At 73.1% G+C, this 26,054-nt stretch carries 23 protein-coding genes; 16 read left to right on the forward strand and 7 right to left on the reverse strand.

All coding sequences use genetic code 11. The annotated features are described in order from the left end of the window. Positions 1-1,283: 1,283 nt before the first annotated feature. The 16 genes from PWG71_RS22320 (at position 1,284) to PWG71_RS22395 (ending at position 18,954) form a co-directional block, all read left to right on the forward strand. Positions 1,284-1,592 carry a hypothetical protein gene (locus tag PWG71_RS22320; protein WP_274811894.1) on the forward strand — a complete coding sequence of 103 codons (309 nt, stop codon included), beginning with the start codon at positions 1,284-1,286 and terminating at the stop codon, positions 1,590-1,592. 228 nt (positions 1,593-1,820) lie between these two features. Then, complete coding sequence (locus PWG71_RS22325; protein WP_274811895.1) at positions 1,821-2,867, forward strand: oxidoreductase; 1,047 nt, start codon at positions 1,821-1,823, stop codon at positions 2,865-2,867. Continuing rightward, positions 2,839-3,738, forward strand: coding sequence for a sugar phosphate isomerase/epimerase family protein (locus PWG71_RS22330; protein WP_274811896.1), 900 nt, complete (start codon positions 2,839-2,841; stop codon positions 3,736-3,738). Before PWG71_RS22325 ends, PWG71_RS22330 begins: the two co-directional genes overlap by 29 nt. Next, positions 3,735-5,015 (forward strand): M20/M25/M40 family metallo-hydrolase, encoded by a 1,281-nt coding sequence (locus tag PWG71_RS22335; RefSeq protein ID WP_274811897.1) that lies wholly within the window; start codon positions 3,735-3,737, stop codon positions 5,013-5,015. The genes PWG71_RS22330 and PWG71_RS22335 overlap by 4 nt, the downstream gene beginning before the upstream one ends. Next, complete coding sequence (locus PWG71_RS22340; RefSeq protein WP_274811898.1) at positions 5,012-6,169, forward strand: Ldh family oxidoreductase; 1,158 nt, start codon at positions 5,012-5,014, stop codon at positions 6,167-6,169. The genes PWG71_RS22335 and PWG71_RS22340 overlap by 4 nt, the downstream gene beginning before the upstream one ends. After that, positions 6,166-7,086: a Gfo/Idh/MocA family protein gene (locus PWG71_RS22345; protein ID WP_274811899.1), complete on the forward strand. Its 921-nt coding sequence runs from the start codon at positions 6,166-6,168 to the stop codon at positions 7,084-7,086. Before PWG71_RS22340 ends, PWG71_RS22345 begins: the two co-directional genes overlap by 4 nt. Further along, entirely contained in the window at positions 7,083-7,553 is a 471-nt protein-coding gene (locus PWG71_RS22350; protein WP_274811900.1) for a DUF6917 domain-containing protein, read from the forward strand. Before PWG71_RS22345 ends, PWG71_RS22350 begins: the two co-directional genes overlap by 4 nt. Positions 7,554-7,705: 152 nt before the next feature. Next, positions 7,706-8,236 (forward strand): EF-hand domain-containing protein, encoded by a 531-nt coding sequence (locus PWG71_RS22355; protein WP_274811901.1) that lies wholly within the window; start codon positions 7,706-7,708, stop codon positions 8,234-8,236. Between the two features lie 84 nt (positions 8,237-8,320). Beyond that, entirely contained in the window at positions 8,321-9,526 is a 1,206-nt protein-coding gene (locus tag PWG71_RS22360; RefSeq protein WP_274811902.1) for a DegT/DnrJ/EryC1/StrS family aminotransferase, read from the forward strand. Beyond that, entirely contained in the window at positions 9,523-10,677 is a 1,155-nt protein-coding gene (locus PWG71_RS22365; RefSeq protein ID WP_274811903.1) for a DegT/DnrJ/EryC1/StrS family aminotransferase, read from the forward strand. The genes PWG71_RS22360 and PWG71_RS22365 overlap by 4 nt, the downstream gene beginning before the upstream one ends. Further along, positions 10,674-11,966 (forward strand): UbiA family prenyltransferase, encoded by a 1,293-nt coding sequence (locus PWG71_RS22370; protein ID WP_274811904.1) that lies wholly within the window; start codon positions 10,674-10,676, stop codon positions 11,964-11,966. Before PWG71_RS22365 ends, PWG71_RS22370 begins: the two co-directional genes overlap by 4 nt. Further along, a complete protein-coding gene (locus PWG71_RS22375) occupies positions 11,963-13,312 on the forward strand; it encodes a protoporphyrinogen/coproporphyrinogen oxidase (protein WP_274811905.1) in 1,350 nt (449 codons plus the stop codon). The genes PWG71_RS22370 and PWG71_RS22375 overlap by 4 nt, the downstream gene beginning before the upstream one ends. After that, positions 13,309-14,916, forward strand: a complete 1,608-nt coding sequence (locus tag PWG71_RS22380) for a class I adenylate-forming enzyme family protein (protein WP_274811906.1) — start codon at positions 13,309-13,311, stop codon at positions 14,914-14,916. The genes PWG71_RS22375 and PWG71_RS22380 overlap by 4 nt, the downstream gene beginning before the upstream one ends. Continuing rightward, complete coding sequence (locus tag PWG71_RS22385; RefSeq protein ID WP_274811907.1) at positions 14,913-16,553, forward strand: CoA transferase; 1,641 nt, start codon at positions 14,913-14,915, stop codon at positions 16,551-16,553. The genes PWG71_RS22380 and PWG71_RS22385 overlap by 4 nt, the downstream gene beginning before the upstream one ends. After that, positions 16,550-18,154, forward strand: a complete 1,605-nt coding sequence (locus PWG71_RS22390) for a class I adenylate-forming enzyme family protein (protein ID WP_274811908.1) — start codon at positions 16,550-16,552, stop codon at positions 18,152-18,154. Before PWG71_RS22385 ends, PWG71_RS22390 begins: the two co-directional genes overlap by 4 nt. Beyond that, complete coding sequence (locus PWG71_RS22395; protein ID WP_274811909.1) at positions 18,151-18,954, forward strand: methyltransferase domain-containing protein; 804 nt, start codon at positions 18,151-18,153, stop codon at positions 18,952-18,954. Before PWG71_RS22390 ends, PWG71_RS22395 begins: the two co-directional genes overlap by 4 nt. 157 nt (positions 18,955-19,111) lie before the next feature. Here PWG71_RS22395 and PWG71_RS22400 read toward each other — a convergent pair whose 3' ends face one another. The 7 genes from PWG71_RS22400 to PWG71_RS22430 form a co-directional block, all read right to left on the reverse strand. Next, on the reverse strand, positions 19,112-19,558 hold the full coding sequence (locus tag PWG71_RS22400) for a carboxymuconolactone decarboxylase family protein (protein WP_274811910.1): 447 nt from the start codon (positions 19,556-19,558) through the stop codon (positions 19,112-19,114). 226 nt (positions 19,559-19,784) lie between these two features. Beyond that, positions 19,785-21,245 carry an aldehyde dehydrogenase family protein gene (locus tag PWG71_RS22405; protein WP_274811911.1) on the reverse strand — a complete coding sequence of 487 codons (1,461 nt, stop codon included), beginning with the start codon at positions 21,243-21,245 and terminating at the stop codon, positions 19,785-19,787. A 57-nt stretch (positions 21,246-21,302) separates the two neighbouring features. Further along, positions 21,303-22,088: an ABC transporter ATP-binding protein gene (locus tag PWG71_RS22410; RefSeq protein WP_274811912.1), complete on the reverse strand. Its 786-nt coding sequence runs from the start codon at positions 22,086-22,088 to the stop codon at positions 21,303-21,305. 74 nt (positions 22,089-22,162) lie between these two features. Next, positions 22,163-23,062 carry an ABC transporter permease gene (locus tag PWG71_RS22415; protein ID WP_274811913.1) on the reverse strand — a complete coding sequence of 300 codons (900 nt, stop codon included), beginning with the start codon at positions 23,060-23,062 and terminating at the stop codon, positions 22,163-22,165. After that, the gene (locus PWG71_RS22420; RefSeq protein WP_274811914.1) at positions 23,059-23,898 is read right to left on the reverse strand and encodes an ABC transporter permease; all 840 of its coding nucleotides are present in this window, start codon (positions 23,896-23,898) and stop codon (positions 23,059-23,061) included. The genes PWG71_RS22415 and PWG71_RS22420 overlap by 4 nt, the downstream gene beginning before the upstream one ends. Further along, complete coding sequence (locus PWG71_RS22425; protein ID WP_274811915.1) at positions 23,895-24,860, reverse strand: ABC transporter substrate-binding protein; 966 nt, start codon at positions 24,858-24,860, stop codon at positions 23,895-23,897. The genes PWG71_RS22420 and PWG71_RS22425 overlap by 4 nt, the downstream gene beginning before the upstream one ends. Before the next feature lie 72 nt (positions 24,861-24,932). Further along, positions 24,933-25,889 (reverse strand): ABC transporter substrate-binding protein, encoded by a 957-nt coding sequence (locus tag PWG71_RS22430; RefSeq protein WP_274811916.1) that lies wholly within the window; start codon positions 25,887-25,889, stop codon positions 24,933-24,935. Between the last annotated feature and the right edge of the window lie 165 nt (positions 25,890-26,054).

Raw genomic sequence — 26,054 nt, forward strand, 5'->3', positions numbered from 1 at the left:
CGAGGTGATCAGGTACATGTACCCGATGACCTTGTGGTCGGTCGACGTCAGCCAGCTGACGATGATCGAGCCCTTGCCGCGGTCCTCCTCCCGGACGTCCGCCAGGCTCCGTGTCGTGGATGTCTCTGCCATCTGGTCACCACCGGAATAAATGGACATAAGTTTTACTCAGCCCATGAGTCATATATGTTGATATTTTTGCGGTTTCTTTCGCGTGGGCGGTGAACACACTAGTTGTATTCCCGGGGAGCGGCGAACGGCGCGCGGTGTGATCGTCGTTTTCATTCCGCGTGATTCCCCGAGAAATCAGAAGTGATATGCCGTGATCCGGGGGGTCGGCCTCGTCCCGACGCCGGCGGTGCGGACGCTCCTCGGCGTTCTCGTCGTCCGCACGTCGTCATCCGGGGCGGACCTGCGGTCATCACGGCGCGGGACGTGTCCGGCGATCGCGCCCGGATCCTGATTCATTCAGTACTCCCGGTGAAAAGCGGCGGACGTCCGCGGGTCTGTGCGAAGAATCGCCCCGGATCGTGGAAAACGGTCCGGGCGGGTGTCATGGAAATCCGTTCGGGTCCTCCACGGGGGCACCGTGCTTTCCGGCGGTCTCGCGCGGACGGTGCGCGGCACCGACCCCGTGCCGGCTCCGGAGTCGCTCTTCTCCCGGCGCGAATCCGCCGAGCGCGAAAAGCGTCGGAGCGTGCCGTCCGCGCGGTGCGGGGCGGGTGGCCGCCGTACGCCGGTCCCGCCGCTCCGGGAGGAGGGACCGCACGTGTACGGCGCGCCCGGTCGCGGTGGGCGGCCGGGCCCGGGTCGCGGAGGCGACGGCGGCCGGGACGAGGTCCTCCGGAGGACGGTGGCGGCGACGGGGTCGGGCCGCCCGCGCCCATCGGGCGCTTCGAGGGCGACGGCCGCGACATCGGACCCGTCGACGCCGCGACGGGTCGCGCCCCGCCCCGGGACCACGCCTCGGCGTCGCTTCGCGTCATCCGCGTTCACGGCGCCCGGCGGAGTGGACCCGTGTCGGCGCACCCGGGAAGGCCCCTCTCCACTCGGTGGGACTCCGCCGAACGCCCGAGCGAACAAAAGGTGGAATATGGCTTTTTGTGAATCTCGTGATGTGAGTTTTATTCGGAGTCGTCGGATGGACCGAAAAGGGCTCATGCGCTGTTCCTGTTGCGGCGGTACACGGTTTCGGAGAAGATCGCTGTGGTGATCCTCCGTGTCATTGGCGCGAGAGGGGATCATTGCCGTGAAACGCTTACACAGTGAGAAAGGATGGTGGAATGAGGTCTTCGTTCACCGTGGTCGCCCTGGCTCTGGGAAGCCTGCTCCTGGGCGTCGCCCCCGCGCACGCCGCGACCGGTGAGGTCGTGGTCTTCACGACCGAGTTCGAGGACGTCGTGCGCTACGCCGACCCCGCCTCGGGCGATTGCGTGCGACTCCCCGCCACCGCGCACGTGCTGGTCAACCTGACCGACACGGACGTGCGCATCCACGCCGGCCCCTGGTGCTCCGGCCCCGGGGTGACGGTGGCGCCCGAGCGCGGGTGGCACGCCCCGCCCAGCGGTCTGTTCAGCTTCTCGGTGGGCTGACCCGGAGGGGCGAAAAGGGCGAAAGCCGCTATCGGGCGATCACCCTGTATGTCATATTTTTCTTTGTCGGTTGAGGAATCGGGTCCCCGGGGTTTGGGGCATGAGGACCGGTTCCCCTCGTTGACGTCTTTTCCCGGATGGCCCAAGCTGGGTTTCCGTTCGATGGTTCCGCACGCCTGAAAAGGTGCGGAACGACGGGGACGGTGAACGGAAAGGTGTCCTCCCTTCATGCTGCACACCCTCATCGTGGGCTTGGGGAGATCGGGACGAGGACTGCACGCGCCGTCGCTCGCCAAAGCGCGGGCGGCGGCCCCCGGCCTCTTCGCCGCCGGTCCGGTGATGGGCCACGATCCTCGGGTCGGCGAGGTCGACGGGATCCGGAAGGTCGCCTCCCTGGAGGACGCCGCCCGCCGTCGACCGCCCCGGGACACCGTGGTCCACCTGTGCACGCCCCCGCATCTGAGGGTGCGGGCGTTGGAACGGCTGGCCGGCCTCGGCTACCGGAGGATCATCGTCGAGAAACCGCTGGCCCTGGACCTGATGGAACTGGCCGCGATCGCCCGGCTGCGCCGCCGCTGGGGCCTGGACCTCACCGTCGCCACCCCCTGGTCGGCCAGCACCCTGAGCGCCCGACTCCTGGCGGTCCGGCGTTCCGGCGCCTTCGGGTCCCTGCGCGCGGCCACGGTGCTCCAGCACAAACCCCGGTTCACCCGCACCCTGGAGTCCCCGGGACACCCCACCGCCTTCGACATCGAGGTCCCCCACGCCCTGGCCGTGGTCGTCACCCTGGCGGGCGGGGCCGACGTCGCCGCCGCCGAACTGGACGACATGGTCCTCGACGGGACCCGCCTGCCCGGGATGGGCGGGGCCCGCATGGACCTGGTCCACCACACCGGGGTGCTGACCCGTCTCGAATCCGACCTGACCGCCCCACTGCGGGAAAGGCGCATCGTGCTGGAGTTCGACGAGGCCGTCCTGACCGGCCACTATCCGTGCAGCGAGACCGACCACACCGCGCAACTGTCGGTGGCCCTCCCCGGACGGGAGGCCACCCGCTCGGTCTTCCCCGACGACGCCCTCACCGCCTTCCTGCGCTCCTGTTACACCCGCTACTCCCGCCCGTGGGGCGATCGCGACCGCGGCGACCTGCCCGTCCACGTGGAGGCGGTCCGTCTGCTGGTCGAGGCCAAGAGGCTGTGCTCCCCGGACCCGTACCCCCCGTACACCGAGCGACGGGAGGTGGCCGGTGAGGTGGACAGCGTCGTCGGAGCCTGAACCGGTCCTGGCCGGGATCGGAGACGAGGCCGCCCCCGCGTTGCCCGACCAGCTCGCCGCCGTGCGCGAACTGGGCTGGAACCGGCTGGAGCTGCGCACCCTGGACGGAACACCGATGGCCGACCTGTCCGAAACCGCCTTCGCGCGGGCGGCCGAGGAGATCCGCGCGTCCGGTGTGGAGGTCGTCGCCGTCGCCGCCAAGATCGGCGACTGGTCCCGACCCGCCACCGGCGACTTCACCGTGGACCTGGCCGAACTCGACGTGCTGGCCCGACGCTGCGCCGTCCTGGGCGTGCGCACGGTGCGGATCATGTCCTATCCCTCCGGCGGCCTGACCGAACCCGTATGGGGGCGCACGGTCCGCGCCCGGGTGGGCGAACTGGCCCGGCGGGCCGAGGACGCCGGTCTGGTCCTGGCGCACGAGAACTGCGCCGGCTGGGCGGGAGAGCGCGCCGACCGTGCCCTGGACCTGATCGCCCACGTCGACAGCCCGGCGCTGCGGATCCTGTTCGACGTCGGCAACGGGGTCGCCCACGGCTACGACGCGGCCGCGATGCTGCGTCCGCTCGTGGAGTACGTGACCCACGTCCACGTGAAGGACGCCGTCCGCACCCCCGACGGCGACACCGCCTACGTGCCGCCCGGCGAGGGCGGGGCCGGAGTGGAGGAGTGCCTGCGCGTCCTGGCCGACCACGGCTACCGGGGTGCCCTGTCCATCGAGCCCCACCTGCACCTGCGCCCCCACCTGCGGGCCGATGGCGGCGACCCCGGTCGGGGCGACCGGGCCGCGTTCGTCGAGTACGGACGGGTCCTGGAGGAACTGGTGCGCCGGGTCCGGCACACCCGCACGGACGCCGAGGCGGTCCGATGACGCTCACCGACGAGGACCGTTCCCTCCTGCTGCGCCTGTTGGCCACCCCCACCGCCGGCCCCTTGGAGGTCGGCGAGGCCGGCCCGCCGCCCCGGTTGTGGGAGGCCCAGCGCGACTACGCCCGCGCCGCCGAACGGATCGGCTTCCGGGTGGTGCGCCACGCCCCGGCCGAGCCGGCCGACCTGGCGGCGCCCGGGGTGCCCGCGACGGTGCGCGCGGCCGCCGCCGACCCCGACTTCCTGACCTGCCAGCCCAGCCTGGTCCTGCGGCTGGGCCCCGACACCGTCCCGCGCGAGCGCACCGTGATGTTCAACGTGCACCTGGACACCGTCGCCGGCGGCCCGCCGGTCTCCTTCGACGGCGAGGTCTTCCACGGTCGGGGCGCCATCGACGCCAAGGGGCCGGCGGTGGCACTGCTGGCCGGAGTGCGCTCCGCCCGGGAGCGCTCGACCTCCCTGGGCCGCGACAGCGCGGTGATCGTCCAGGCGGTCGCGGGGGAGGAGGGCGGCGCCATGGGCGTGCTGGGCACCCGCCCCCTGGTCGAACGCGGTCACATCGGCCGTCTCAACGTGTTCTGCGAACCCACGTCGGGGCGCCTCCTCACCCGCTCCACCGCGTCGATGACCGCCCGGGTCTCGGTACGGGGGGACGACGCCATCGACGATCGCCCCCACGCCGGGCACAACGCCTCCGTACTGCTGGGGTTCCTCGCCCAGCGGATGGGCCGCGCTCTGGACGGACACGCCCGCGACGGGGCGGTGTGCGTGGCGGGACTGCACACCGGCACCCTGCACAACCGGGTGTACGGCACGGGCGACCTGCTGCTCAACCTGTCCTACGCCGACGCCGGTTCGGGTCGGACCCTGGAGGCGGCGGTCACCGGCGCGCTCGACACCGCCCTGACCGAGTTCACCGACTCCTTCGCCGACACCGCCCTGTTCGCCCGGACCGCGACCGACGCCCGCCGCCTCACCCGCCTGGACTGGCCCAAACGGGGACTGCCGGTCCTGGACGACCGGGACCGGTGGGGCCACGACCTGCTGCGCCGGGCCGGGGTGCCCGACTGGCCCGCCGACGAGCCCGCCTTCACCTGCGACGCCATCTGGATGGCGGGGATCCCCGACACCTGCACGGTGGTGCTGGGCCCGGGGGACCTGGCCGCGGACGGCGCGCACGGCGACGACGAACGCGCCCGCCTGTCCGACCTCGACGGGTTCGCCGACACGGTGACCCGCTTCCTGACCTCCTTCACCGACGAGACGAACGGTTACCAGTGACAGCCCTTTCCCCCGCACCCCCTCCGGCGGCGCCGGAGGCGACCCCGGTCCCGACACGGGAGACCGTCCCGGTCGACCACGACGTCCTGCTCTCCTTCCTCACGGAGGTCTTCACGGGCCGGGGAGTGCCTCCGGGGCGCGCGGCCGAGGCGGCGCGCGCCCTGTGCCACGGCGATCTGACCGGGATGGACTCCCACGGAGTCGCCAACCTGACCCGCCTCTACCTGCCCCTGCTCGACGAGGGCCGCGCCGACCCCCGCGCCGAACCCCGGATCATCGCGGACCTGGGCGCCGCCGTACTGCTCGACGCCCGCCGCTCCCTCGGACTGTGGGCCGCGTCGGAGGCGATGGACCTGGCCGCCGAACGGGCCGAACACCACGGGGTCGGACTGGTCTCGGTGCGCGACGCCACCCACCTGGGCTGCGCCGGGTACCACGCGCTGCGCGCGGTCGAACACGGCATGATCGGCGTGGTCGCGAGCAACTGCGGTGGCCAGCGCATCGCCCGGCCGCCGGGCGGCGCCGTGACCGTACTGGGCACCAACCCGCTCAGCGCCGCCGCCCCCGCCGGGGCGCTGCCCCCGTTCCTGCTGGACATGAGCACCACGGCCGCGCCCACCGGGCGGATCCGGCAGGCCGCCCGAGAGGGGCGGCCGGTGCCGGAGGGGCTGCTGCGCGACGACCACGGGACCCCGGTCACCGACCCGTCCGCGTTCGACGCCGGTCGGGCGCACCTGATGTGGCTCGGCGGCGAGGTGGGCCGCTTCAAGGGGTTCGGGCTCGGGGTGCTGGTGGAGGTGTTGTCCGCCGTCGTCTCCGGTTCCGGTCGGGGCCCCCACCCGGACGCCCTGGCCGGGGACGGGCGACCCACCGGGCGCGACGACGACATCGGATTCCTGATGCTGGCCATCGCCCCCGGGGCGTTGCGCGACGGGGCGGAGGCCGACGCCGAGGAGCTGTTCGGCGTCCTGACGGACTGCCCGCCCGTCGATCCCGGGCACCCCGTGCGCTATCCCGGCTGGCACGAGCACCACCTGGCGTCGGAGCGCCGCGCCCGGGGGGTGCCGCTGACCGTCGACCTCTACGCGGAACTGGTGGAGGTGGCCGAACGGGCGGGGATCCCCGCCCCCGTGACCCTGAGGGGGGAACGATGAACCCGTTGCGCGTGGGAGTGGTCGGCCTGGGAGTGATCTCCCGATTCCATCTGGCGGCGCTGGCGGCGTCCCCGGACTGGGAGACGGTGGCGGTGTGCGACCTGGACCCGGGCCGGATCGCGGACCCTCCGCCCGGCGCGGTCGGCCACACCGATCACCGCCGGATGCTGGCGGAGGCCGACCTGGACGCGGTCGTGGTCACCGCCCCCAACGACGCGCACGCCCGGATCTGCGCGGACGCCATCGCCGCCGGGGCGGCGGTGTGCGTGGAGAAGCCGCTGGCCCTGGACCTGGCGGAGGGGGAGGCGCTGGCCGCCCTGGCCCGGGAGCGCGGGGTGCCGTTGTTCACGGCCTTCCACCGCCGGTACAACTCCGGGTTCGCGGCGTTGCGGGAGCGGATCGGCGACCGTGCGGTGACGGAGGTGACCGTGCGCTACGAGGAGCGGATCGAGGAGCACGCGGGTGACGACACCTGGTACCTGGACCCGGCGCGGTGCGGGGGCGGGTGCGTGGCCGACAACGGGCCCAACGCCTTCGACCTGGTGGAGACGCTCCTGGGCCGGACCGAGGTCGCCGGGGCACGGGTGGGGTACGACGAGGCGGGCGTGGACCGCCGGGCGGACATCGCGTTGACCGCCGGGGCGGGCCGGGCCCGGGTGGTCCTGGACTGGTCCCATCCGGGTGAGCGCAAGGACGTGGAGGTGCGCACGGCCGACGGAGGCGTGTGGACGGCCGACCTGCTGGCCGGGCGGCCCGCCTTCAAGGAGTCGCTGTGGCACGAGTACGAGGGCGTCGCGGCCGACTTCGCGCGGCGGACACGCCGGGGACCGATCGAGGACGGGGCGGGTGTGTCGGCGCTGCGCCTGGTCGGCGACGTCTACCGCGCGGCGGTGCGTGAGGAGAGGGTGGGACGGTGAACCCGCACGAGGACGGTCCCAAACGGGACGTGACCGGGAGCCTGGTCAAGGTGCTGGTGCACCGCAGGGCCGAGCGGGGGATGCGGCTGGAGCCGTTCGCGAGCCGGTGCGTGCGTGCGGGTGAGGTGCACGAACTGGTCGCCACCGACCACACCGAGACCGCCGAGGGCTCCCGGATCGACCGGGTGGGGTTCCTGGGCTTCGCCGAGATCACCGCGGCGGGGGTCGTGGACCGGGGCGACGAGGTGTGGATCGGGCCGCGTCGGGTGGGCGTGGTGCTGGGGTTCGACGCCTGCCACACGCCCAACCACTACAACGTGCTGATCCACACCGATCCGATGCCGACCGGACGCGATCTGGGACTGTCCCCGGAGGAGCCGGTGGTGTTCCGGCAGGGAGCCCCCCGGGCAGTGGAGGAAATTTTCCGGGCACCATTGAGCGGCAATGCACAAGAATGTCCGATGTAAATTTAAAGCAGGTCTCATGATTTTCCTCCGAGAGGTTTTTCCCGGGCTCTCCATTGGGTAATCTTCGAGTGAGGAAAGGCGATTCACGGGTCGCCTCTGTTTCTCCTCGTTCGTATTTCCATTTCTTTTGTTTTCTTTTTCAAGGGAGTAATATGACGATCGCCGTCAAGGCCAACGACCGTCTCGAAGAGCGTTTCCGCCTGTGGGACCACAACGGCAACGGCGTGATCGAGCGCTCGGACTTCGAGCAGGAGATCGAGGGCATCCTCTCGCGCTTCGGCGTCGCCTCCTCGGCTCCCGAGGCGGCCGGCCTCCGGGGCGCCTACCTGGGCCTGTTCGACCGGCTCGCCCAGGCCGCGGGCACCGAGCAGATGTCCAAGGACGACTTCGTCCGTGCCGCCGAGAGCGAGATCGTCAGCAGGGGGAACGCCGGTTTCGCGGAGGTCCTCCAGCCGACCATCCAGGCGATCATGGCCATCGCCGACACCGACGGTGACGGCCTCATCAGCCCGAACGAGTTCCAGCGGTGGTTCGCCGCCATCGGTCTGAACCCCGGGCAGGCCGACGAGGCCTTCCAGGAGATCGACACCGACGGCAACGGTTCCCTCAGTGTCACCGAGCTGGTCGCCGCGGTGCGCGACTACCACCTCGGCAAGAACGACATCCCGCTCCTGGGCGTCTGACCCACCTGCGGTAACGATCCTTTCCGGCCCGGCCGCGACCCGAGTGCGGCCGGGCCCCCCGACCCCTTTCGTGGAACGGAACACATGAAGTCGACTCTCCCCCCGCCGGTCACCGGAGAAAGGAACGGGAGGCGCTCGGACGTACCTTTCTTCGATCAGTCGGAGACCTTTCGAAGACTATGGTCGGAGATCGAGGGAAATTGTGTCCGCGTCATGGACGACGGTAAATTCTCCCACGGCTCCATGGTCGCCGGGTTCGAGCGGGCACTGGAGCGTTACACCGGTGCCCGACACGTCGTCGGCGTCAATTCCGGGACCGACGCACTCGTCCTGCTCCTGCGCGCCGCCGGGCTGCGCCCCGGCGACGAGGTGATCGTCCCGGCCTACACGTTCGTCGCCACCGCCACCGCCGTCGTGCACGCCGGCGGGGTCCCCGTCTTCGCCGACATCGAGGAGGGCGGGTACGGCATCGACCCGGATTCGGTCGCGGCCGCCGTCACCGGGCGCACCCGCATGGTCATGCCCGTCCACCTCTTCGACCGGCTCGCCGACATGGAGGGCGTCGGTCGCGTCGCCCGCGCCCACGGGCTGACGGTGGTGGAGGACAGCGCCGAGGCCATCGGCATGCGCGCGAACGGCGTGCACGCCGGTCTGCTCGGCGTCGGCGGTGTGCTCTCCTTCTTCCCCGCCAAGACGCTGGGGGCGGTCGGTGACGCCGGGGCGCTGCTCACCGACGACGACGCCATCGCCGACACCGCGCGGATGCTGCGCCACCACGGCCGCTCCGGACGCACCCTGGCGGCCTTCCCCGGTATCTCCAACCCGACGGTCGTCATTGGCGGCAACAGCAAGATGGACGACCTCCAGGCCGCCGTGCTGCTGGCCAAGCTCACCCGCCTCGACGCCGACATCGAACACCGCGCCGCGCTCTCACGCCGCTACGACGACCGGCTGCGCGACCTGCCCGGAGTCCGTGCCGTCCCCGGCGACACCGCCGCCCGCCCCGGCGAGGACCGGGTGGTCTACGTCCACCTCATCGAGGTGGACGACCGCGACGGCCTCGTCGCCCACCTGACGGCCGCCGGCATCGGCACCGAGGTCTACTACCCGCGCCCGCTGCACCTGCAACCGTGCTTCGCCCACCTGGGACATCGGTCGGGCGACCTGCCCCGCGCCGAGGCGGTGTGCCGTTCGGCCGTGGCCCTGCCGCTGTACGCGGACCTGACCGAGGACCGGGTCGACCGGGTCTGCGACGAGATCGAACGCTTCCTCACCGGGGGGTCCCGATGACCGTCACCGTCGAACGGACCATTCCGTTCTTCCCGCCCGACCTCTTCGAGACCGACCGCGAGGCCCTCCTGGCGACGCTGTACGAGGTCGGCACCGACCCCGAACAGAAGTTCATCCTGGGCCGGCGCACCGCCCGGTTCGAGGACGCGCTGCGCGCCTCCCTGGGCTCCACCGACGTCGTGGCCTGCTCCAGCGGGACCTCCGCGCTCACCCTGATCCTCGCCGCCGTGGACATCGGGCCCGGCGACGAGGTCGTCGTCCCCGCCTTCGGGTGCGCCCCGTTGGCGAGCACCGTCCTGTCCCGGGGAGCGGTCCCGGTGTTCGCCGACATCGACCCGGTGACACTGACCATGGACCCCGGGCACGCCGGGACGCTCGTCACCGACCGGACCCGGGCGCTGATGCCCGCGCACATGTTCTCCGTCATGGCCGACATGCCGCGCCTGCGCGACCTGGCCTCCCGAGCGGGGGTGCGGCTCATCGAGGACTCCGCGCTCGCCCAGGGCGGTTCTCTCGCGGGTCGTCCCGCCGGACGGTGGGGCGACGCCGGGGTGTACTCCTTCGTGCAGGTCAAGGTCTTCGGAATGCCGGGCGAGGGCGGTGTGGTCCTCACCGACGACGCCGAGCTCGCCGGGCGGGTGCGGATGCTCCGCAATCACGGCCAGGACGGCCGCAACCGCTTCCTGCACCACCACGTCGGCCACAACAGCCGCTTCGACGAGGTGATGGCCGCCTTCCAGTCGCACCGCCTGGCCGGCCTCCCCTCGCGCGTCGCCCGCCGCACGGAGATCTGCTCGTACTACTCCGAACGGTTCGCCGACCTGGCCGAGGCCGGTGTCGTCGCGCCCCCCGTGGGCGGGGACGGCCGGTTCCCCTACGTCTACACACTGCTGTGCGAGGACCGTGACGGGCTGCGCGACCACCTGGCCGCCGAGGGGATCGACACCCACGTCTACTACCCCAGGATCCTGCCCGAACAGCCCGCCTTCGCCCCGCACGCCGACCTCGACGGGTCCCGTCGGCCCTGGCCCCGGGCGCGGGAGGCGGCGCGCCGCAACATCTCCCTGCCCCTGTACCCGCACCTGACCGACGCCCACGTCGAGCATGTGGCCGCCGCCGTCCGCGCGTTCGCCCACGGAAGGAAGCGATGACCGACCACACGACCGCGCCGCCCGCGCCCGAGGCCCCGCCCGTCCCGGAGGCCCCGACGACCCCGACGACTCCGATGGCCCTGCCCGACCCGGTGGCACCGCTGGCTTCGGAGGCCCCGACCGCCCCGGCCCCGGGCACTCCGGTGGCTTCACCCGACCCGATGGGTGCGCCCGTTCCGGAGGGGTCGCCCGTCTCGGGGGCCCCGGTGGCCCCGGTGGGCCCATCGGTCTCGGAGACCCCGCCCGACTCGCTGGACCCGGCCGCCTCGATGGGGTCGCCCGCTTCGGGGGCCCCGCTGGTCCCGATGGGCCCGCCGGTCTCGGAGACCCCGCCCGCCCCGCCGGTCCCGGCCGCTCCACGGCGTCCCACCGTGGGCACCTACGCCCGGCTGGCCAAACTCGACATCGTCGACTACTACATCGGCCTGCCGCTGGTGTTCGCCATGTCGCTGCCCCTGTTGGGGGCGCGCGTCGACACGGTCGGTCTCCTCCTGCTGATCCTGGTCGCCGAGATCGCGGTGGTGGCCGCCATGGTCTCCTTCGACGACGTCACCGGCTACCGGGACGGCTCCGACGCCGCCAACTACGGCTCCGACGCCGCGCGCCGCCGACTGGCCCGCAAACCCCTGGTCGCCGGGACCCTCACCGAACCCCAGGCGCTGCGCTTCGGACGGGCGGCGACCGTCGCGAGCGTGGTGCTGTGGACCCTGGTCGTGGCGCTGGCCCCGCACCGGCCGCTGTGGGCCGTCGTCGGTGCCGCGCTGTGCCTGGTCGCGTCGGTCCAGTACTCCTGGGGGCTGAAGATCAGCTACCGGGGTTTCCAGGAGATCTTCCTCATCGGCCTGGGCGTGGGCTGGGTCCTGGTGCCCTACGGGCTGCTCGTCGGGCACATCGACGGGTTCGTCATCGTCCAGGCGCTGATCTTCGGGGGCGGCCCGATGATCTTCGGCCTGTACTCCAACACCAACGACGCCGACGGCGACCGGTCCGCCGGACGGATCACCGTCGCCGCGCAGGTCTCACCGCGCGTCAACATGGTCTTCATCATCGCGCTCACCGTCGCGGAGACGCTGCTGGTCACCGGCTCCCACCTGCTCGGCATCGCCCCGTGGTGGTTCCCCCTGGCCCTGCTGCCCGTCATCGGGCTGAGGGTGGCCCAGCTCTTCATCGGGTTCGTCCTCGGCGACATCCTGCGCGCACGCCGCCTGGCCATCCACACCCACCGGGCCACGGTCGTGCTGCTCATCGGCGCCAACCTGGTCGCCCCGTTCCTCCCGGAGGCGCTGTGAGCACGTCGATCGACGTGGCGGTGGTGGGCGCCGGCCCCGCCGGACTGGCCACGGCGCACCTGCTGGCCGCCGCCGGACACACGGTCCGGGTCCTGGAGTCCGCCGACGCCGTGGGCGGCCGGACGCGCACCCTGCGCACCGACGGCCACCTCATCGACACCGGCGCCGAGATGATCCCCTCGGCCGACGCCTACCCGGCGACCTGGCGGCTCATCCGCGCCATGGGACTGGACACCGACCCCGAGGCGATCCCCCGGGTGCGCGACGCCCTGTCGGTGTGGTGCGGCGGACGGTCCCGCCGCCACGCCGGCCGCCCCCTGGGCCTGCTCACCGGAATGGGACTGTCACCGCGCGCCCGCCTCGACCTGATGCGTCTGCGACTGCGCCTGGAGCGGGCCGGACTGGACCCCGAGCACCCCGAGAAGGCCGTGTTGGGGGAGTCGACCGTCGCCGACCTCCTGCGTCCCCACCACCCGCAGCTGCGCGAACGCCTCCTGGGCCCGCTGGCCGCCGGGTTCTTCGGTTGGTCCCTGGACCGGGCGGCCGCCGCCCCCTTCGCCGCCCACCTCGTCGCCTCCGGCAGCACCGCGACCTGGCGCACCTACCGGGACGGGATGGACACCCTCGCCCGGACCCTGGCCGACCGGCTCGACGTGCGCACCGGCCACCCGGTCACCGGGGTCGTCCCCGGCCCGGACGGGGTGCGCCTGGACTCGCCCGAGGGCGCGCTCACCGCCCGGGCGGCCGTCCTGGCCGTACCCGCCCCCGTCGCCGCCCGTCTCCACCCCGGGGCGCCGGAGGCGGAACGCGCGTACCTGGCGGCCTGCGGGTACGCGCCGATGCTCCGACTGTCCCTGATGCTGGACGCGCCGCTGTCCCCGCGCGGCGCGCGCCGGGGCTTCGCCGTCCTGGTCCCCGGCGACCCCCTGCTCGGCGTGGTCACCCTCGACCACGCCAAACACCCCGGCCGGGCACCGCGCGGGCGCGGCCTGGTCTCCCTGATCGCCGCACCCACCGGGGTGGGGGAACTGCTCGACGCCCCCGACGACGAGGTCGTCCGCGGGCTCGTCGAGCGGGCCGAACACGTCCTGCCCGGCGTGGGCGCGCGCGTGCGCGGGTCGGTCGTGCACCGCTTCCGGCACGGTCTGCCCCTGCCCGAGCCCCGAGCACTGGCCGCCCGCCCCGCCTTCGTCGCCCGCCCCCCGGCGGCCGTCGACTACGCCGGGGACTGGATCTCGCTGCGCCCGTGCAGCGAGGGGGCGGTGGCATCGGCGTTCACCGCCGCCGAACGTACCTCGGCCTTCCTCGCCGCGACCCGCGAACCGACCCTGATCGAGGCCTCGTGACACCGCTGAACAAGCCCATCCACCTGGGCACCCTCTTCGACGACATGGCCGCGCGCGGGTCCACCACCGCCGTACGGCTGAGCCGGCCCCTGGACATCGCCCCGGAGGCGGGCGTCGAACTCGACGTGCCGGCCGTGTCCTCCCTGGTGCGCCGGGCCGCCGGGTGGTTCGCCGAGGCGGGGGTGCGGTCGGGCGACCGCGTCGCCATCGTCAAGCGCAACCACTGGGACTACGTGCTGCTCTCCTGCGCCGCCGCGCGCCTGGGCGCCGTGCCCGCGTCGCTGTCGGCGCACCTGGCGCCGCGCACCCTGGAGACCCTGCTGCGACGGTTGGACCCGGCGCTGCTGGTCACCGACACCGCCCTGCTCCGAGGCGCGCGGGACGCCGGCCACGACCCCTCGACCCACGCCGCCCGGACCCTGGTCGTGGACGGGATCGTCGAGGGCGCGCTCTCCCTCGGCGACGTGCGCGGCGGCACCGCGCCCCCGCCGCGCCGTCCGCACCTGGACGCCCCGTTGGCGATCATGCACACCTCCGGGACCACCGGTGTCCCGAAACTGGTCGTGCACTCCACCCGCACCATCATGCGCCGGCTGGCCGGGTTCGAATCGCACCGGTGGCCGATCCTGGGCAGCCGCCGCGACGACACCGTCGCCTCCTCGATCTCCTTCGCCCACGGCCGGGCCCTGGCCTGGACCGCGGGGGTGCTGTGGCTGTTCCCCGAGGCGATCTCGGTGATCACCTCACCGGACTGGGACGAGGCCGGACCCGCGCTGCGCCTGCACCGCCCCACCACCCTGGAGGCCCAGCCCTCCACCCTGGTGCGCTGGCAGCGGCACCTCGACGAGCGGGGGGAGGGACTGCGGCGGGTGCGCCTGTTCGTCAGCACCTTCGACGCCGTGCACCCCTCCACCGTCCGCGCGTTCCTCAACGCCAGCGAGCGGCGCGCCCCGGTGTGGATGCAGGGGTGGGGCCAGAGCGAGACGGGGCCGCTGACCTTCCGTTTCTTCACCCGCCGATCGCTGTCCCAACGACAGGGGCCCGGACCCACCACCCGCGATCTGGGGCGCCCGATCCCGGGTCGGACCCGGCTGCGCGCCGTCGACCCCGCGACCCTGCTCCCCGTCCCGCCGGGCACGCCCGGCCTGCTGTTCTGTCGCACCGACGCCCTGTGCCCGGGCTACGTCGGCGAAGAGGGACGCTGGCGGGACAAGCTCGTCGGCCAGTGGTGGAGCACCGGCGACATCGGTTCCATCGACCGCACCGGCGCGGTCCGGCTGGTGGACCGGGAGGTGGACGCCCTGGCCGAGGGCGGCTGCCTGGAGATCGAGGACGTCGTGGACGAACGCCTGCCCCGGGTGCTGGAGTGCGTCGTGCTGGGGGTCGCCGACGGGCCGCCCGTCCCGGTCGTGGCCACCGAGGACGGCACCCTGGACCCGGGGGTGTGGAAGGAGGCCGTGGTCGACCTGCCGACGATGGCCGACCCCGTGGTCCTCACCTGGGACGACCTGCCGCGCACCGGCACCGGCAAGGTCCGGCGCGCCGCGCTGCGCGAGGCTCTGGGACTGCCCTCCCACACCCGTGCGACGGGACGGTGGACGTGACCGCGACGGCGGTCACCGCCGCCCCGTTGGCGGGGACCGCCGTGCGGGCCGTGGGCGACACGGTGCCGGTACGGGTCGCGGTGTCCCGGTTGCGGGCGCTGGGCTGCGCGGTCGAGCGGGTGGACGGGGCGCCCCCGGCGACCGCGTCCGCCGGGCGGATCGACCTGCTCGGGACCGGAGGGGCGACCTCCGGGTGCGACGTCGCGTGGTCCACCCCCGACGTCCCCCTGACCGATGAGCGCGACGTCCAGGCGGCGTGCGGACTGGCGCACCTGCACGGCCGGGCCCGGGGCGGCCCCCGGTTCCTGCCGGTCGACTACGCGTCGGTGTGCGCCGGGGTGCTGACGGCCCAGGCGGTGACGGCGGCGGCGCTGGTCCTGGAACGCGGGGGGCCCGCGCTGCGCGGATCGGTGTCGGTGGCCGGGGCTGCGTTGCTCGCGGTCGCCCCCTACGTCGCCGAGGCCACCGCCACCCGGGGGAGGGCCTTCCTCCCGGAGACGGGCGAACCGCCGCCCTTCCGTTCCGCCGACGGGATCCGCTTCGAGATCGAGACCCTCGACCCCGAGTCGTGGCTGCGGTTCTGGCGGACGCTGGACGCCCCCCGGGACGCGATCGCCACGGGGTGGGCGCCGTTCCAGCGCCGGTTCGCCACGGCGATGTGCCCGCTGCCCGCCGCGCTGTTCGCCACCCTCGCGTCCCTGCCGTTCGAGGTCGTGCGCGACACCGCCCGGGAGTGCGGTGTGGGCGCGGTCCCCCTGCGCCCGATGGCCGAGGTCACCGACGACGGGTCGGCGTCGACGTGGCGACCGCACGCCGTCGACGTGCCGCCCGCACCGGCCCTGCCGGCGTGGTCGCCCACGGGACCGCTGGCCGGACTGCGGGTGGTGGAGGCCACCAACCGGGTCCAAGGGCCGCTGGCCGGACTCCTGCTGACCCTGCTGGGCGCCGACACGGTGCGCGTCGAACCGCCGGGCGGAGACCCCATGCGCGGTGTCCCGCCCCTGGCCGGTGGGCTCTCGGCCCGCTTCGCCGCGTTCAACCGGGGCAAGGACGCGGCCGAGTGCGACCTCAAGAGCGCCGGGGGCCGTCGCGCGGCGGTCGACCTGGCGGTCGACGGGCACGTGCTGCTCTACAACTGGCCGCCCGGCCGGGCCGAACGGTTCGGCCTGGGCGCCGAGGACCTCGCCGCCCGCGCCCCGGGGCTGGTGCGCGTCCACGCCGACGGGTGGGCCGGCGGCGAACCCGACCCCGGGACCCCGGCCACCGACTTCCTGGTCCAGGCCCACGGCGGGATCGCCGACCTGCTGTCCGACGGCGCGGACCCCGCCCCGTCCCTGGTCACCCTCACCGACGTCCTCGGCGGAATGATCGCCGCCGAGGCCGCCCTGGCCGGTCTGCTGACGCGCGCCCGCGCGGGCGTCGGCGCGAGCGCCCGGACCTCGCTGGTCGACGCCGCCCGCCTGCTGCGCCTGGCCGGACGCGGGACCGCCCACCGACCCCGGGCCGGCACACCCCCGGTCGCGGATCCGGTGTCGGTGGCCGAGGCCTTCCCGGCGGCCTTCACGACGGTCCACGGGGTCGCCCTGCCCCGCGCCCCGTGGACGTTCACCACACTGGAAGGGGAGGGCGCCCGATGACCTGGACGTCCACGGCGGGACTGGTCCTGCCCGACCTGGTGCCCGCCGGGTTGCGGGCGCGGTGGGTCCGGGAAGGACTGTGCCCGGGACGGGACCTGTACTCCCTGTTCCTGGACACGGTGCGCGCCGATCCCGCGCACGAGGCGATCGTGGACGGGCGCGGAGGCCTGGACCGCGCCGGGCTGGCCGCGCGGGCCCTGCGGGCCGCCGCCGGCCTGGCCGCCCACGGGTGCGGTGAACGCGACGTCATCGGGGTCCTGCTGCCCGACGGCCGGGACGCGATCGCCGTCGAACTCGCCATCGCCGCCCTGGGCGCGGTCGCCCTGCCGATCCCGCACGGGCGCTCCCGCGTCGACACGCTCTCCCTGGTGGGCCGATCCCGCGCCGCGCTCGTGGTCACCGACCGGGGCGAGGACCTGGAGGGCGTGCCGGTCTGGTGCGTCGACACCGGGGCGCTGGATCCCGACGGGCCGTACGCGGACGCGAGGGCGCCCGAACCGGCGCGTCCCGATCCCGCGTCGCCCGCGCGCATCCTCATCTCCTCGGGGTCGGAGGGCGAACCGGGCATGGTCGCCTACTCCCACGACGCCATGGCCGGGGGCCGGGGCAACTACGCGCGTGCGCTGCTGGGCGACACCGTCCGCGCCCTGATCCCGGTCCCCCTGGCCTCCTCCTTCGGATCCCTGGGCATCGTCTCCCTGATCCGGCTCGGAGCGACCCTCGTCCTACCGGGACGGTTCGACCCGGCCGCCGTCCTGCGCGCCGTCGAACGCCACCGGCCCACCCACCTGATCGGCGTGCCCACCATGCTGCGGCGTACCGCCCTGGTGGAGGAGACCGTCGACACCTCGTCCCTGCGCGCACTCGTGTCCAGCGGCGCGCCCCTGCACCGGGACGTCCGCGACCTGTGCGAACGGCGCTTCGGGCGGCCGGTGGTCAACGTCTACGGCTCCACCGACGGGGTCAACTGCCACACCGCGCACGACCCCGGGGCGTGGGAACCCGGCATGGCCGGTCGACCCGACCCGAAGGTCGCCGAGATCCGGGTGTGCGACCCCCGGGGCCGACCGCTGCCGACCGGGGAGGTCGGCGAGGTCCTGGCCCGGGGCCCGATGACGCCCCTGTGCCACGTCGCCGCCCCCGAACTCGACGCGCGACGGCGCGGGGCCGGCGGGTGGGTGCGCACCGGCGACGCCGGCCGCCTCGACGAGGACGGGACCCTGTGGGTCGTGGACCGGTTGCGCCGCACGGTGATCCGGGGCGGCGTCACCCTCTTCCCCGCGGAGGTGGAGCGCGCCCTGGCCGCCCATCCCTCGCTCGGCGACGTGCAGTGCGTCCCGGTGCCCGACCCCGATCTCGGCGAGCGGATGTGCGCCTGCGTCTGCCCACTGCCCGGGGTGGACCCGCCCACGCCCCGCGCGCTCCTCTCCCACCTGCGCGACCGGCACGGTGTGGACGTCCGCGCCCTGCCCGAACACGTGCTGTTCCTGCCCGCGCTGCCGCTCGGCCCGACGGGGAAGGTGTGCACGTCCACCCTGACCCGGATGGCGACCGAGGCGGTCCGCGCCCGACCGACCGTACTCTCAGGAGGCCCACGATGACGGACACCGTCACCGTCGAACCCGGTTACGTGTTCGACAACCACAACGAGAACGCCCACGACCAGCACCGGTTCCTGGCCGCCGCCTACGACCCCCTGACCACGCGCAGGCTCGCCGAGACCGGGGTCGGTCCCGGGTGGCGCTGCCTGGAGGTGGGCGCCGGGGGCGGCGGTGTCGCCCACTGGCTGGCGCGGCGGGTCGCCCCCGGCGGCGGGGTCATCGCCACCGACGTCAAACCCGACCACATCGCCCCGGCCGAAGGGCTGGAGGTGTGGCGGCACGACGTCACCCGCGACCCGCTGCCGGAGGCGGCCTTCGATCTCGTCCACTCGCGTCTGGTGCTGCTGCACCTGCCCGAACGCGTCGAGGTGCTGGACCGGCTGGTGCGCGCCCTCAAACCGGGCGGGGTGCTGCAACTCGACGAGTTCGACATCACCTACGGGCCGTCCCTGCTCATGCCCGACCCCGAGGCCCGTGAACTGTACGAGGAGTTCCTGGCGGCGAAGATCGGGCTGATGACCCGGGCGGGGGCCGACCCCGCGTGGGGCCGCAACGCCGGAGAGGCGATGCGCCGGGCCGGGCTGGTCGACGTCGACCCGCGCCCGTACGTGGAGTCCTGGGACGCCGACTCCCCGGGCGTTCACCTCATCTCCCACCACACCCGGCACCTGCGCGACGCGTTCGTGCGCGAGGGGATGACGGACGAACGGCTGGCCCGGGTGCGGGACCTGCTGGCCGATCCCGGGTTCCGGGCCTGCTCCTGCGTGATCTACTCCGTGCAGGGGCGGCGCCCCGAGTGAGTTCCCCGGGGCGGGCCGCACCGGCCCGCCCCCGCGAGGGCGGGCGGCCAGGGCCCGGGGCGGCGCGTTCTCCCGCGATGAGGCGTTCCGGGACCGCCGGCCCGCGCGGGGGCGGCGCCGACGATCGCGATGGCGAGTCCGACGACGTCCCGCGCGGTCAGCGGACGGGCGGGGTCATGCCGGTACCGACGCCCAGGCGGTTGTAGAGGTTGATCAGGCCGACGGCGGTGATGAGGGCGACCGTCTCCCGTTCCGACAGGTGCGCGGAGGCCTTCGCGTACACGTCGTCGGGGAGGCCGTTCTCACCGACCCGGGTGAGGGCGTCCACGAGTTCCAGGACGGCGCGCTCGACCTCGGTGAAGTGGTCGCCCGCCTCACGCCAGGCGGCCACGAGGGACACGCGCTGCGGGGACAGGCCGGACTTGAGGGCCTCGTGGGTGTGCGTGTCGACGCAGAAGGCGCAGCCGTTGAGCAGGGAGGCCCGGAGCTTGACGAGGGTGTGCAGGTCCGCGTCGAGTGCGGCGTCCACGACCGCGCCGAGGCGGGCCAGTTCGGCATAGGCCTCGGGCAGGTGTCGTGCCAACTGTGCGCGGGGCGAGCCCATCGAACGTCCTCTCCTCGGTGCGTCCGGACGAGGCCGCCGGACAGAGGGAAAATACCAAGGGTCACGCTCGTGGCACCGGGGGTTTCCGAAAGGTCGCCTTGATGGCGATCGGCCCGTGTATGTTCTCGCCTCCTGGGCCCTCACCTGCGAGAACGCGAGAGGGAGAGGGAACCCGACCGGCCCGTCCGCACGCGGACGGGCCGTGATCGGGCTCGCAGGACACGCCTCAGAACGGGTAACGGGCGGGGTCGGCCTGCATGGTGACCCACTGGGTCTCGGTGAAGGCCTCCAGGTTGGCCCGGGTCCCGCCGAAGCGCGACCCGGTGCCGGAGTCGCCCACACCGCCGAAGGGCGCGACCGCCTCGTCGTCGACGGTCTGGTCGTTGATGTGCACGATGCCGCTGGGAACGCGGTCGGCGATCTCCAGGCCGCGCATCGGGTTGGAGGTGACCACTCCCAGGGACAGCCCGTACTCGCTCGAACCGGCCAGCTCGACCAGCTCCTCGATGGTGGAGAAGCGGACCACCGGCGCGACGGGGCCGAAGACCTCCTCGGCGTAGGCCGGGGTGGAGGGGGTGACCCGGTCCAGGACGGTGGGCCGGTAGTACAGGTCCCGGTAGGTGCCGCCCGCGCGCAGTTCGGCCCCCGCCTCCACGCTGGAGGTGACCAGGCCGTGGATCTTGTCGCGCTGGGAGGCGTCGATGATCGGGCCGAGCGCGGCGCCGTCCTCCTCGGTGCTGCCGACCGCCAGCGCCTCCGCCTTGGCGGCGAGCCTCTCGACGTAGGCGTCGGCGATGGACTCGTGCACCAGGTGGCGCCCGGTGGTCATGCAGATCTGCCCCTGGTGCAGGAACGAGCCCCAGGCGCCGATGGAGGCGGCCGCGTCCACGTCGGCGTCGTCCATGATGACCAGCGGCGAGTTGCCGCCCAGCTCCAGGTGGGCGCGCTTGAGGTGGCGGGCGGCGGCCTCGCCGACCTTGCGCCCGGCCGGGGTGGAGCCGGTGAAGGAGATGACGCGCACGTGCGGGTCGGCGACCAGCGCCTCACCGGCCTCCACCCCGCCGGGCAGGACCTGGAGGACCCCCTCGGGCACGCCCGCCCGACGGAACACCTCGGCCAGGACCGCGCCCCCGCAGACGGCGGTGCGCGGGTCGGGCTTGAGGACCACGGCGTTGCCCAGGGCCAGGGCCGGGGCGACCGAGCGGATACCGAGGATGAGGGGCACGTTGAACGGGGCGATGACCCCGACCACGCCCACCGGGACCTGGCGGGAGAAGCTCAGCCGGGGCTTGGCGGTGCGCAGGATCTCCCCGTGGGGCTGGGAGGCCAGGGCGGCGGCCTCGAAGCACTCCTCCGCGGCCACGTGCACCTGGAAACCGGCCATCCCCGCGGCGGCGCCGCCCTCGCGCCGCAACCAGTCGATGATCTCGGCCTCGTGGGTCCGCAACAGGTCGCCGGCCCGGCGCAGCACGGCGGCGCGCTCCTCGAAGGTGGCGGCCGCCCAGCCGCGCTGGGCTCCGGCGGCGCGCTCGGCGGCCTCGCGGACGTCGTCGGCCCCGGCGATGCCGATGCGCCCCAGGACGGTGCCCGAGGACGGTGAGACGACCTCGGCGTCGCCCCCCTTGGCGTGGGTCCAGGTGCCGGTGAAGATGGCGGAGGTGAACTCCCGGGCATCGAGCAGACTCACGGTGTGCTCTCCTTCTGCGTCGTAGGGCGGGTGGAAGGCGAAGAGACGCGGGCGCGCTCAGGCGGGGGCCGGGGCGGTGCCCTTCTTGGCCTGCTGGATCTGTGCGTAGACCCGGGCGCGCAGCCGGGTGAAGCGCTCGTCCTGTCGGGTGCCGAGCTGGTCGCGCTCCGCCGGCAGGTCGACGGTGACATCATCCTGGACGACGGTGGGCGAATTGGACAGCACCAGGACGCGTTCGCCCAGGTAGACGGCTTCATCGATGTCGTGGGTGACGAACAGGACGGTCACGCCCAGGCGCTGCCAGATCTCGCGGACCAGGTCTTCGAGGTCGGCGCGGGTCTGGGCGTCCACGGCGGCGAAGGGCTCGTCCATGAGCAGCACCTGGGGTTCGTAGGCGATCGCGCGGGCGATGGCCACGCGCTGCTGCATGCCGCCCGAGAGCTGCCAGGGGTAGGAGTCGGAGAAGGCGGTCAGTCCCACGGCCTCCAGGGATTCGGTGACCAGTTCCTCTCGGCGGGCCCTGGGGAGCTTCTTCTCCTTGAGCGGCAGTTCGACGTTGGCGCGCACGCTCATCCAGGGGAAGAGGCTGCGCCCGTACTCCTGGAAGACCACGGCCATGCCCGGCGGCGGGGACAGGACGGGCTCCCCGGCCAGTTCCACGGTGCCGCCGGTGGGCGTCATGAGCCCGGCGATGCACTTGAGCAGGGTGGTCTTGCCGCAGCCGGACGGACCGACCAGGCAGACCAGCTCGCCCTCGGCGAGTTCGAAGGTCAGGTCGCGGACGGCCTCCACCGCGGTGGAGCCTCCGTTGTAGATCTTCTGGAGGCCGGTGACCTTCAGCATGGTGGGACGCTCTCCTCGGTGGTTCCGTGTCGCTTCGTCTGTTCCATCTGTTCTGTCCGTTGCGTGCATTGCGCTCACTCTCCCCGGTGCGCGGCGCGCGAACCCCGGTACCAGCCCAGGACGCGGCCTTCGACGAGTTCGAAGAGGGACGACAGCGCGAAGCCCATGATGCCGAGCAGGACCATCCCCGCCCACATCTCGGGGATGGCGAAGGTGCGCTGGAACTGCACGATCGCGAAACCCAGCCCGCTCGAACTGGCGAACATCTCACTGATCACCATGAGGATGATGGCCAGCGCCAGCGACAGGCGCAGGCCGGCCATGATCTGCGGCGAGGCCGAACGCAGCACGAGCACGCGCAGTCGGGTCGTCCCGGTGACGCCGTAGCAGCGGGCGGTGTCGGCCAGCACCGGGTCCACGGCGCGCACGCCCTCGACGGTGTTGAGCAGGATCGGCCACACGCACCCGAAGACGATGACCATGATCTTCATGCCGTCGTCGATCCCGGCCAGCATGATCATGAGCGGGACCAGGACGGGCGGCGGGATGGCGCGCAGGAACTCCAGGACGGGTTCCACGGTGGCGCGCACGCGCGCGTCCAGCCCCAGCAGTGTCCCCAGGGCGATCCCGATGAGGGCGGCGACGGCGAAGCCGACGAGCAGCCGGCCCAGACTCGGCAGGACGTCGACGAAGAACCGCTCGGAGAACCACAGCTCGGCGAAGGCCACGGCGATGGCGTCCGGGGTGGGGGTGTAGAACCCGGCCCCGGGCTGGGCGGTGAAGGCCCAGTACACCCCGACGAGCACGGTGGGCAGCAGCAGGACGTGCGCGGTGCGCAGGGCCGGGCCGGCGGCCCGGGCGGCGCCGGTGCGACGCCGCGGTGGGCGGGCCACGGGGGACTCCTGTTCGGTCGGGGTCGCGGGGACGGTCTCCCGGGTGGTCTCCCGGTCCTCGTCGACGGTGGGACGGCTCATGCCGCGGCCTCCCCTCGGACGGAGGTGTGCCAGCGCAGGACACGGCGTTCCAGGGCGCGCACACCGATGTTGATGACCACGCCGAGGATGCCGGTGGCCACGATCCAGGCGTAGACCAGGGCCACCGCGCCGCCCTGCTGGGCGTTGGTGATCTGCTGGCCGATCCCGGGCGAGCCGATGATCAGCTGGGCGGTGATGGACAGGATGAGCCCCACCGCGGCGGCCAGGCGCAGCCCCGTCATCAGGTAGGGCAGCGTGGTGGGCCACACGACGTGACGGATGCGCGACAACCGGCCCAGCCCGTAGGAGCGAGCGGTCTGCTCGGCGACGGGGTCGACGTCGGCGACCCCGTAGAGGACCTGGATGTAGATGAGCCAGAAGCAGGCGTAGATCACCAGGAGCAGGGTGGAGCGGATGTCGGTGCCGTACATCAGCACGGCCAGCGGGATGAGCGCGACCGAGGGGATGGGGCGCAGGAAGTCGACCGTGGAGGTGGTGAAGGCCCGCACCCGGGGCGTGGAGCCCAGGACGAAGCCGAGGAGCACGGCGGCGGCGAAGGCGATGGCCAGCCCCAGCGCCCACCCGTACAGGGTGTGGCCCACCGCCTCCCAGAAGGGCGCGGTGCCGGCGCGCTCGACGAGCGTGGTGAGGACCTCCGAGACCGGCGGGAAGTAGCGCTCGGGCACGATCCCCAGGCGCGGGACGGCCTCCCACGACAGGAGCAGCGCGAGGATGCCCAGGGTTCCCAGCAGCGGACGGTCGGGCGCGGTGCGGGCCCGGACGCCCGGGCGGCGGACGCCGCCCGGGGTCGGGGCCTGTGCGGTGGCGGTGCTCATCGGATCAGGGTGTCCAGGTCGGGCTCGGAGTCGATGACGCCGTCGGTGACCATCAGGTCGGCCAGGGTGTTCAGGGCGTCGCGGTCGATGTCGGCCGGGAAGCGCGGCCAGCGCAGCCGGTCGATGAGCTCGGGGTCGATCTCGGTGTACTCGGTGAGGATCCCCGTGGTCTCGTCGGGGTTGGCCTCGGCGTACTCCAGGGAGGCGTTCATGGCCTCGGTGAAGGCGTCGACGGTCTCGGGGTCTTCGGCGATCAGCTCGTCACCGGTGAAGTAGCCGGCGATGGACAGCTCCGGGTGCAGGTCCACGAAGTTGCCGGCGATCGGGGTGGCGCCCTGTTCGAGGGCGACGGTGAGGAAGGGCTCGACCACCCAGGCGGCGTCGACCTGCCCGTTGGCCAGGGCGCCGGGCATGTCGGGGAAGGCCAGCTCGATGAAGTCGAGGTCGGTGGGGTCGCCGTCGGCCACGCGCACCGAGTTGCGCACCGAGGTGTCGCCGATGTTGTTGAGGTTGTCGATGGCCACGGTGGCGCCGTCGAGGTCGGCCGGGGAGGCGATGTCGCTGTCGGCGGGCACGACCAGGGCGCTGTAGTCGGTGTCGGCGTCGCCGGTGGTGGTCATGCCGTTGGCGATGACGGTCAGGGGCAGCCCCTGTTCACGGGCGATGATGAGGGAGGCGAAGTTGCCGAAGGCGAAGTCGAGTTCGCCGCTGACCACGCGGGGGACGGTGGTCGCCCCACCGCCGCCGGTCTCGATGGTCACGTCCAGGCCGTGCTCTTCGAAGATGCCCTGCTCCACTCCGAGGAAGAGCGGGGCGACCGCCGTGATCGGCAGCACGCCCACGGTGACGGGGGTCAGGCCGTCCGCGGTCTCGGCGCCGTCGTCGGCGCCGCAGGCGGTCGCGGTGAGGGCGAGCGCGACGCCTGCGGCGAGCACCCACGGAGTGGTCTTTCGAGCGGTCATGTGTTCTCTCCAGGGACGGACGGGATCGGGGCGGGCGGCGGGATCGGTGGGTGTCGTTCGGTGGAGCCCGGATCAGGGCAGGAGGGCGTCCAGGTCGGGCTCGGAGTCGAGGAGGCCGTCGGTGACCATGAGGTCGGCCAGGGTCCGCACGGACTCCTCGTCGATCTCCTCCGGGAAGCGCGGCAGGACCATTCGTTCGATGACCTGCTCGTCGATCTCGGTGTAGGTGCCCAGGATGCGGCGGACCTCGTCGGGGTTGGCCTCGGCGTAGGTCAGGGACTCCGCCAGGGCCGCGGTGATGTCCTCGAACAGTTCGGGGTCCCGGGCCGATCGGTCCTCGGAGGTGAAGTAGGCGGCCACCGACAGGTCCGGGTGGGTGTCGACGAAGTTGGAGGCGATCTCACGGTGTCCGGCCTCGCGGATGACGGAGGCGAAGGGCTCCACCGCCCAGACGGCGTCGATCTGGCCGGTCTCCAGGGCGGCGGGCATGTCGGGGAAGGGCAGTTCGACGAAGTCGACCTCTCCGGGGTCCCCTCCGTCGACGCGCACGGACTGGCGGACGGTGGTGTCGCCGATGTTGTTGAGGTTGTTGATGGCCACGGTCAGGCCTTCGAGGTCGGCGGCGCCGGTCACGTCGCTGTCGTCCAGGACGAACACCCCGCCGAAGTCGGCGCCCTGTTCGCCCGCGCTGGTGGCGCCGTTGCCGAGCGCGACCAGGGGCAGTCCCTGTTCGCGGGCGACGATGAGGGAGGCGACGTTGCTGAAGGCGAAGTCGAACTCGCCGTTGACCACACCGGGGACGATGGCCGCGCCACCCGATCCGGCCTCCAGCCGCAGGTCGATGCCGCGGTCGCTGAAGAAGCCCTGTTCGACGCCGAGGTGGACGGGGGCGACGTCGACGATCGGGATGACGCCGGCGGTGACGGTGATGAGTTCTCCTTCGGCCGGCTCCTCTCCGGAGGGAGAGCAGGCGGTGGCGGCCAGCAGCGCCGTGGTCGCGGCGGCGAGGAGGGCCGTAGAGGGGCGCATCGGGACTCCAACGGGGGTGGGCTGCGCATTGTGCGCTTGGCGAACAAGTGTTCTCTAGGTGAACATAAGTGATCGGCGTCACCGGGTCAAGGCGTGCACAGGGCACATTTCGAACACGTGAACCGCGAAAGGTCGGATGACCGCGCCTGGTCAGCGGCCGTGTCG

The sequence above is a fragment of the Nocardiopsis sp. N85 genome (assembly GCF_028882275.1).
Taxonomy (GTDB): domain Bacteria; phylum Actinomycetota; class Actinomycetes; order Streptosporangiales; family Streptosporangiaceae; genus Nocardiopsis; species Nocardiopsis lambiniae.

Excerpts from the sequence above, each read along its gene's own strand:
- PWG71_RS22320 (WP_274811894.1), top strand. The coding sequence starts at position 1,284 with ATGAGGTCTTCGTTCACCGTGGTCGCCCTGGCTCTGGGAAGCCTGCTC.
- PWG71_RS22325 (WP_274811895.1), top strand. The coding sequence starts at position 1,821 with ATGCTGCACACCCTCATCGTGGGCTTGGGGAGATCGGGACGAGGACTG.
- PWG71_RS22335 (WP_274811897.1), top strand. The coding sequence starts at position 3,735 with ATGACGCTCACCGACGAGGACCGTTCCCTCCTGCTGCGCCTGTTGGCC.
- PWG71_RS22345 (WP_274811899.1), top strand. The coding sequence starts at position 6,166 with ATGAACCCGTTGCGCGTGGGAGTGGTCGGCCTGGGAGTGATCTCCCGA.
- PWG71_RS22355 (WP_274811901.1), top strand. The coding sequence starts at position 7,706 with ATGACGATCGCCGTCAAGGCCAACGACCGTCTCGAAGAGCGTTTCCGC.
- PWG71_RS22360 (WP_274811902.1), top strand. The coding sequence starts at position 8,321 with ATGAAGTCGACTCTCCCCCCGCCGGTCACCGGAGAAAGGAACGGGAGG.
- PWG71_RS22365 (WP_274811903.1), top strand. The coding sequence starts at position 9,523 with ATGACCGTCACCGTCGAACGGACCATTCCGTTCTTCCCGCCCGACCTC.
- PWG71_RS22370 (WP_274811904.1), top strand. The coding sequence starts at position 10,674 with ATGACCGACCACACGACCGCGCCGCCCGCGCCCGAGGCCCCGCCCGTC.
- PWG71_RS22390 (WP_274811908.1), top strand. The coding sequence starts at position 16,550 with ATGACCTGGACGTCCACGGCGGGACTGGTCCTGCCCGACCTGGTGCCC.
- PWG71_RS22395 (WP_274811909.1), top strand. The coding sequence starts at position 18,151 with ATGACGGACACCGTCACCGTCGAACCCGGTTACGTGTTCGACAACCAC.
- PWG71_RS22400 (WP_274811910.1), bottom strand. The coding sequence starts at position 19,558 with ATGGGCTCGCCCCGCGCACAGTTGGCACGACACCTGCCCGAGGCCTAT.
- PWG71_RS22410 (WP_274811912.1), bottom strand. The coding sequence starts at position 22,088 with ATGCTGAAGGTCACCGGCCTCCAGAAGATCTACAACGGAGGCTCCACC.
- PWG71_RS22415 (WP_274811913.1), bottom strand. The coding sequence starts at position 23,062 with ATGAGCCGTCCCACCGTCGACGAGGACCGGGAGACCACCCGGGAGACC.
- PWG71_RS22420 (WP_274811914.1), bottom strand. The coding sequence starts at position 23,898 with ATGAGCACCGCCACCGCACAGGCCCCGACCCCGGGCGGCGTCCGCCGC.
- PWG71_RS22425 (WP_274811915.1), bottom strand. The coding sequence starts at position 24,860 with ATGACCGCTCGAAAGACCACTCCGTGGGTGCTCGCCGCAGGCGTCGCG.
- PWG71_RS22430 (WP_274811916.1), bottom strand. The coding sequence starts at position 25,889 with ATGCGCCCCTCTACGGCCCTCCTCGCCGCCGCGACCACGGCGCTGCTG.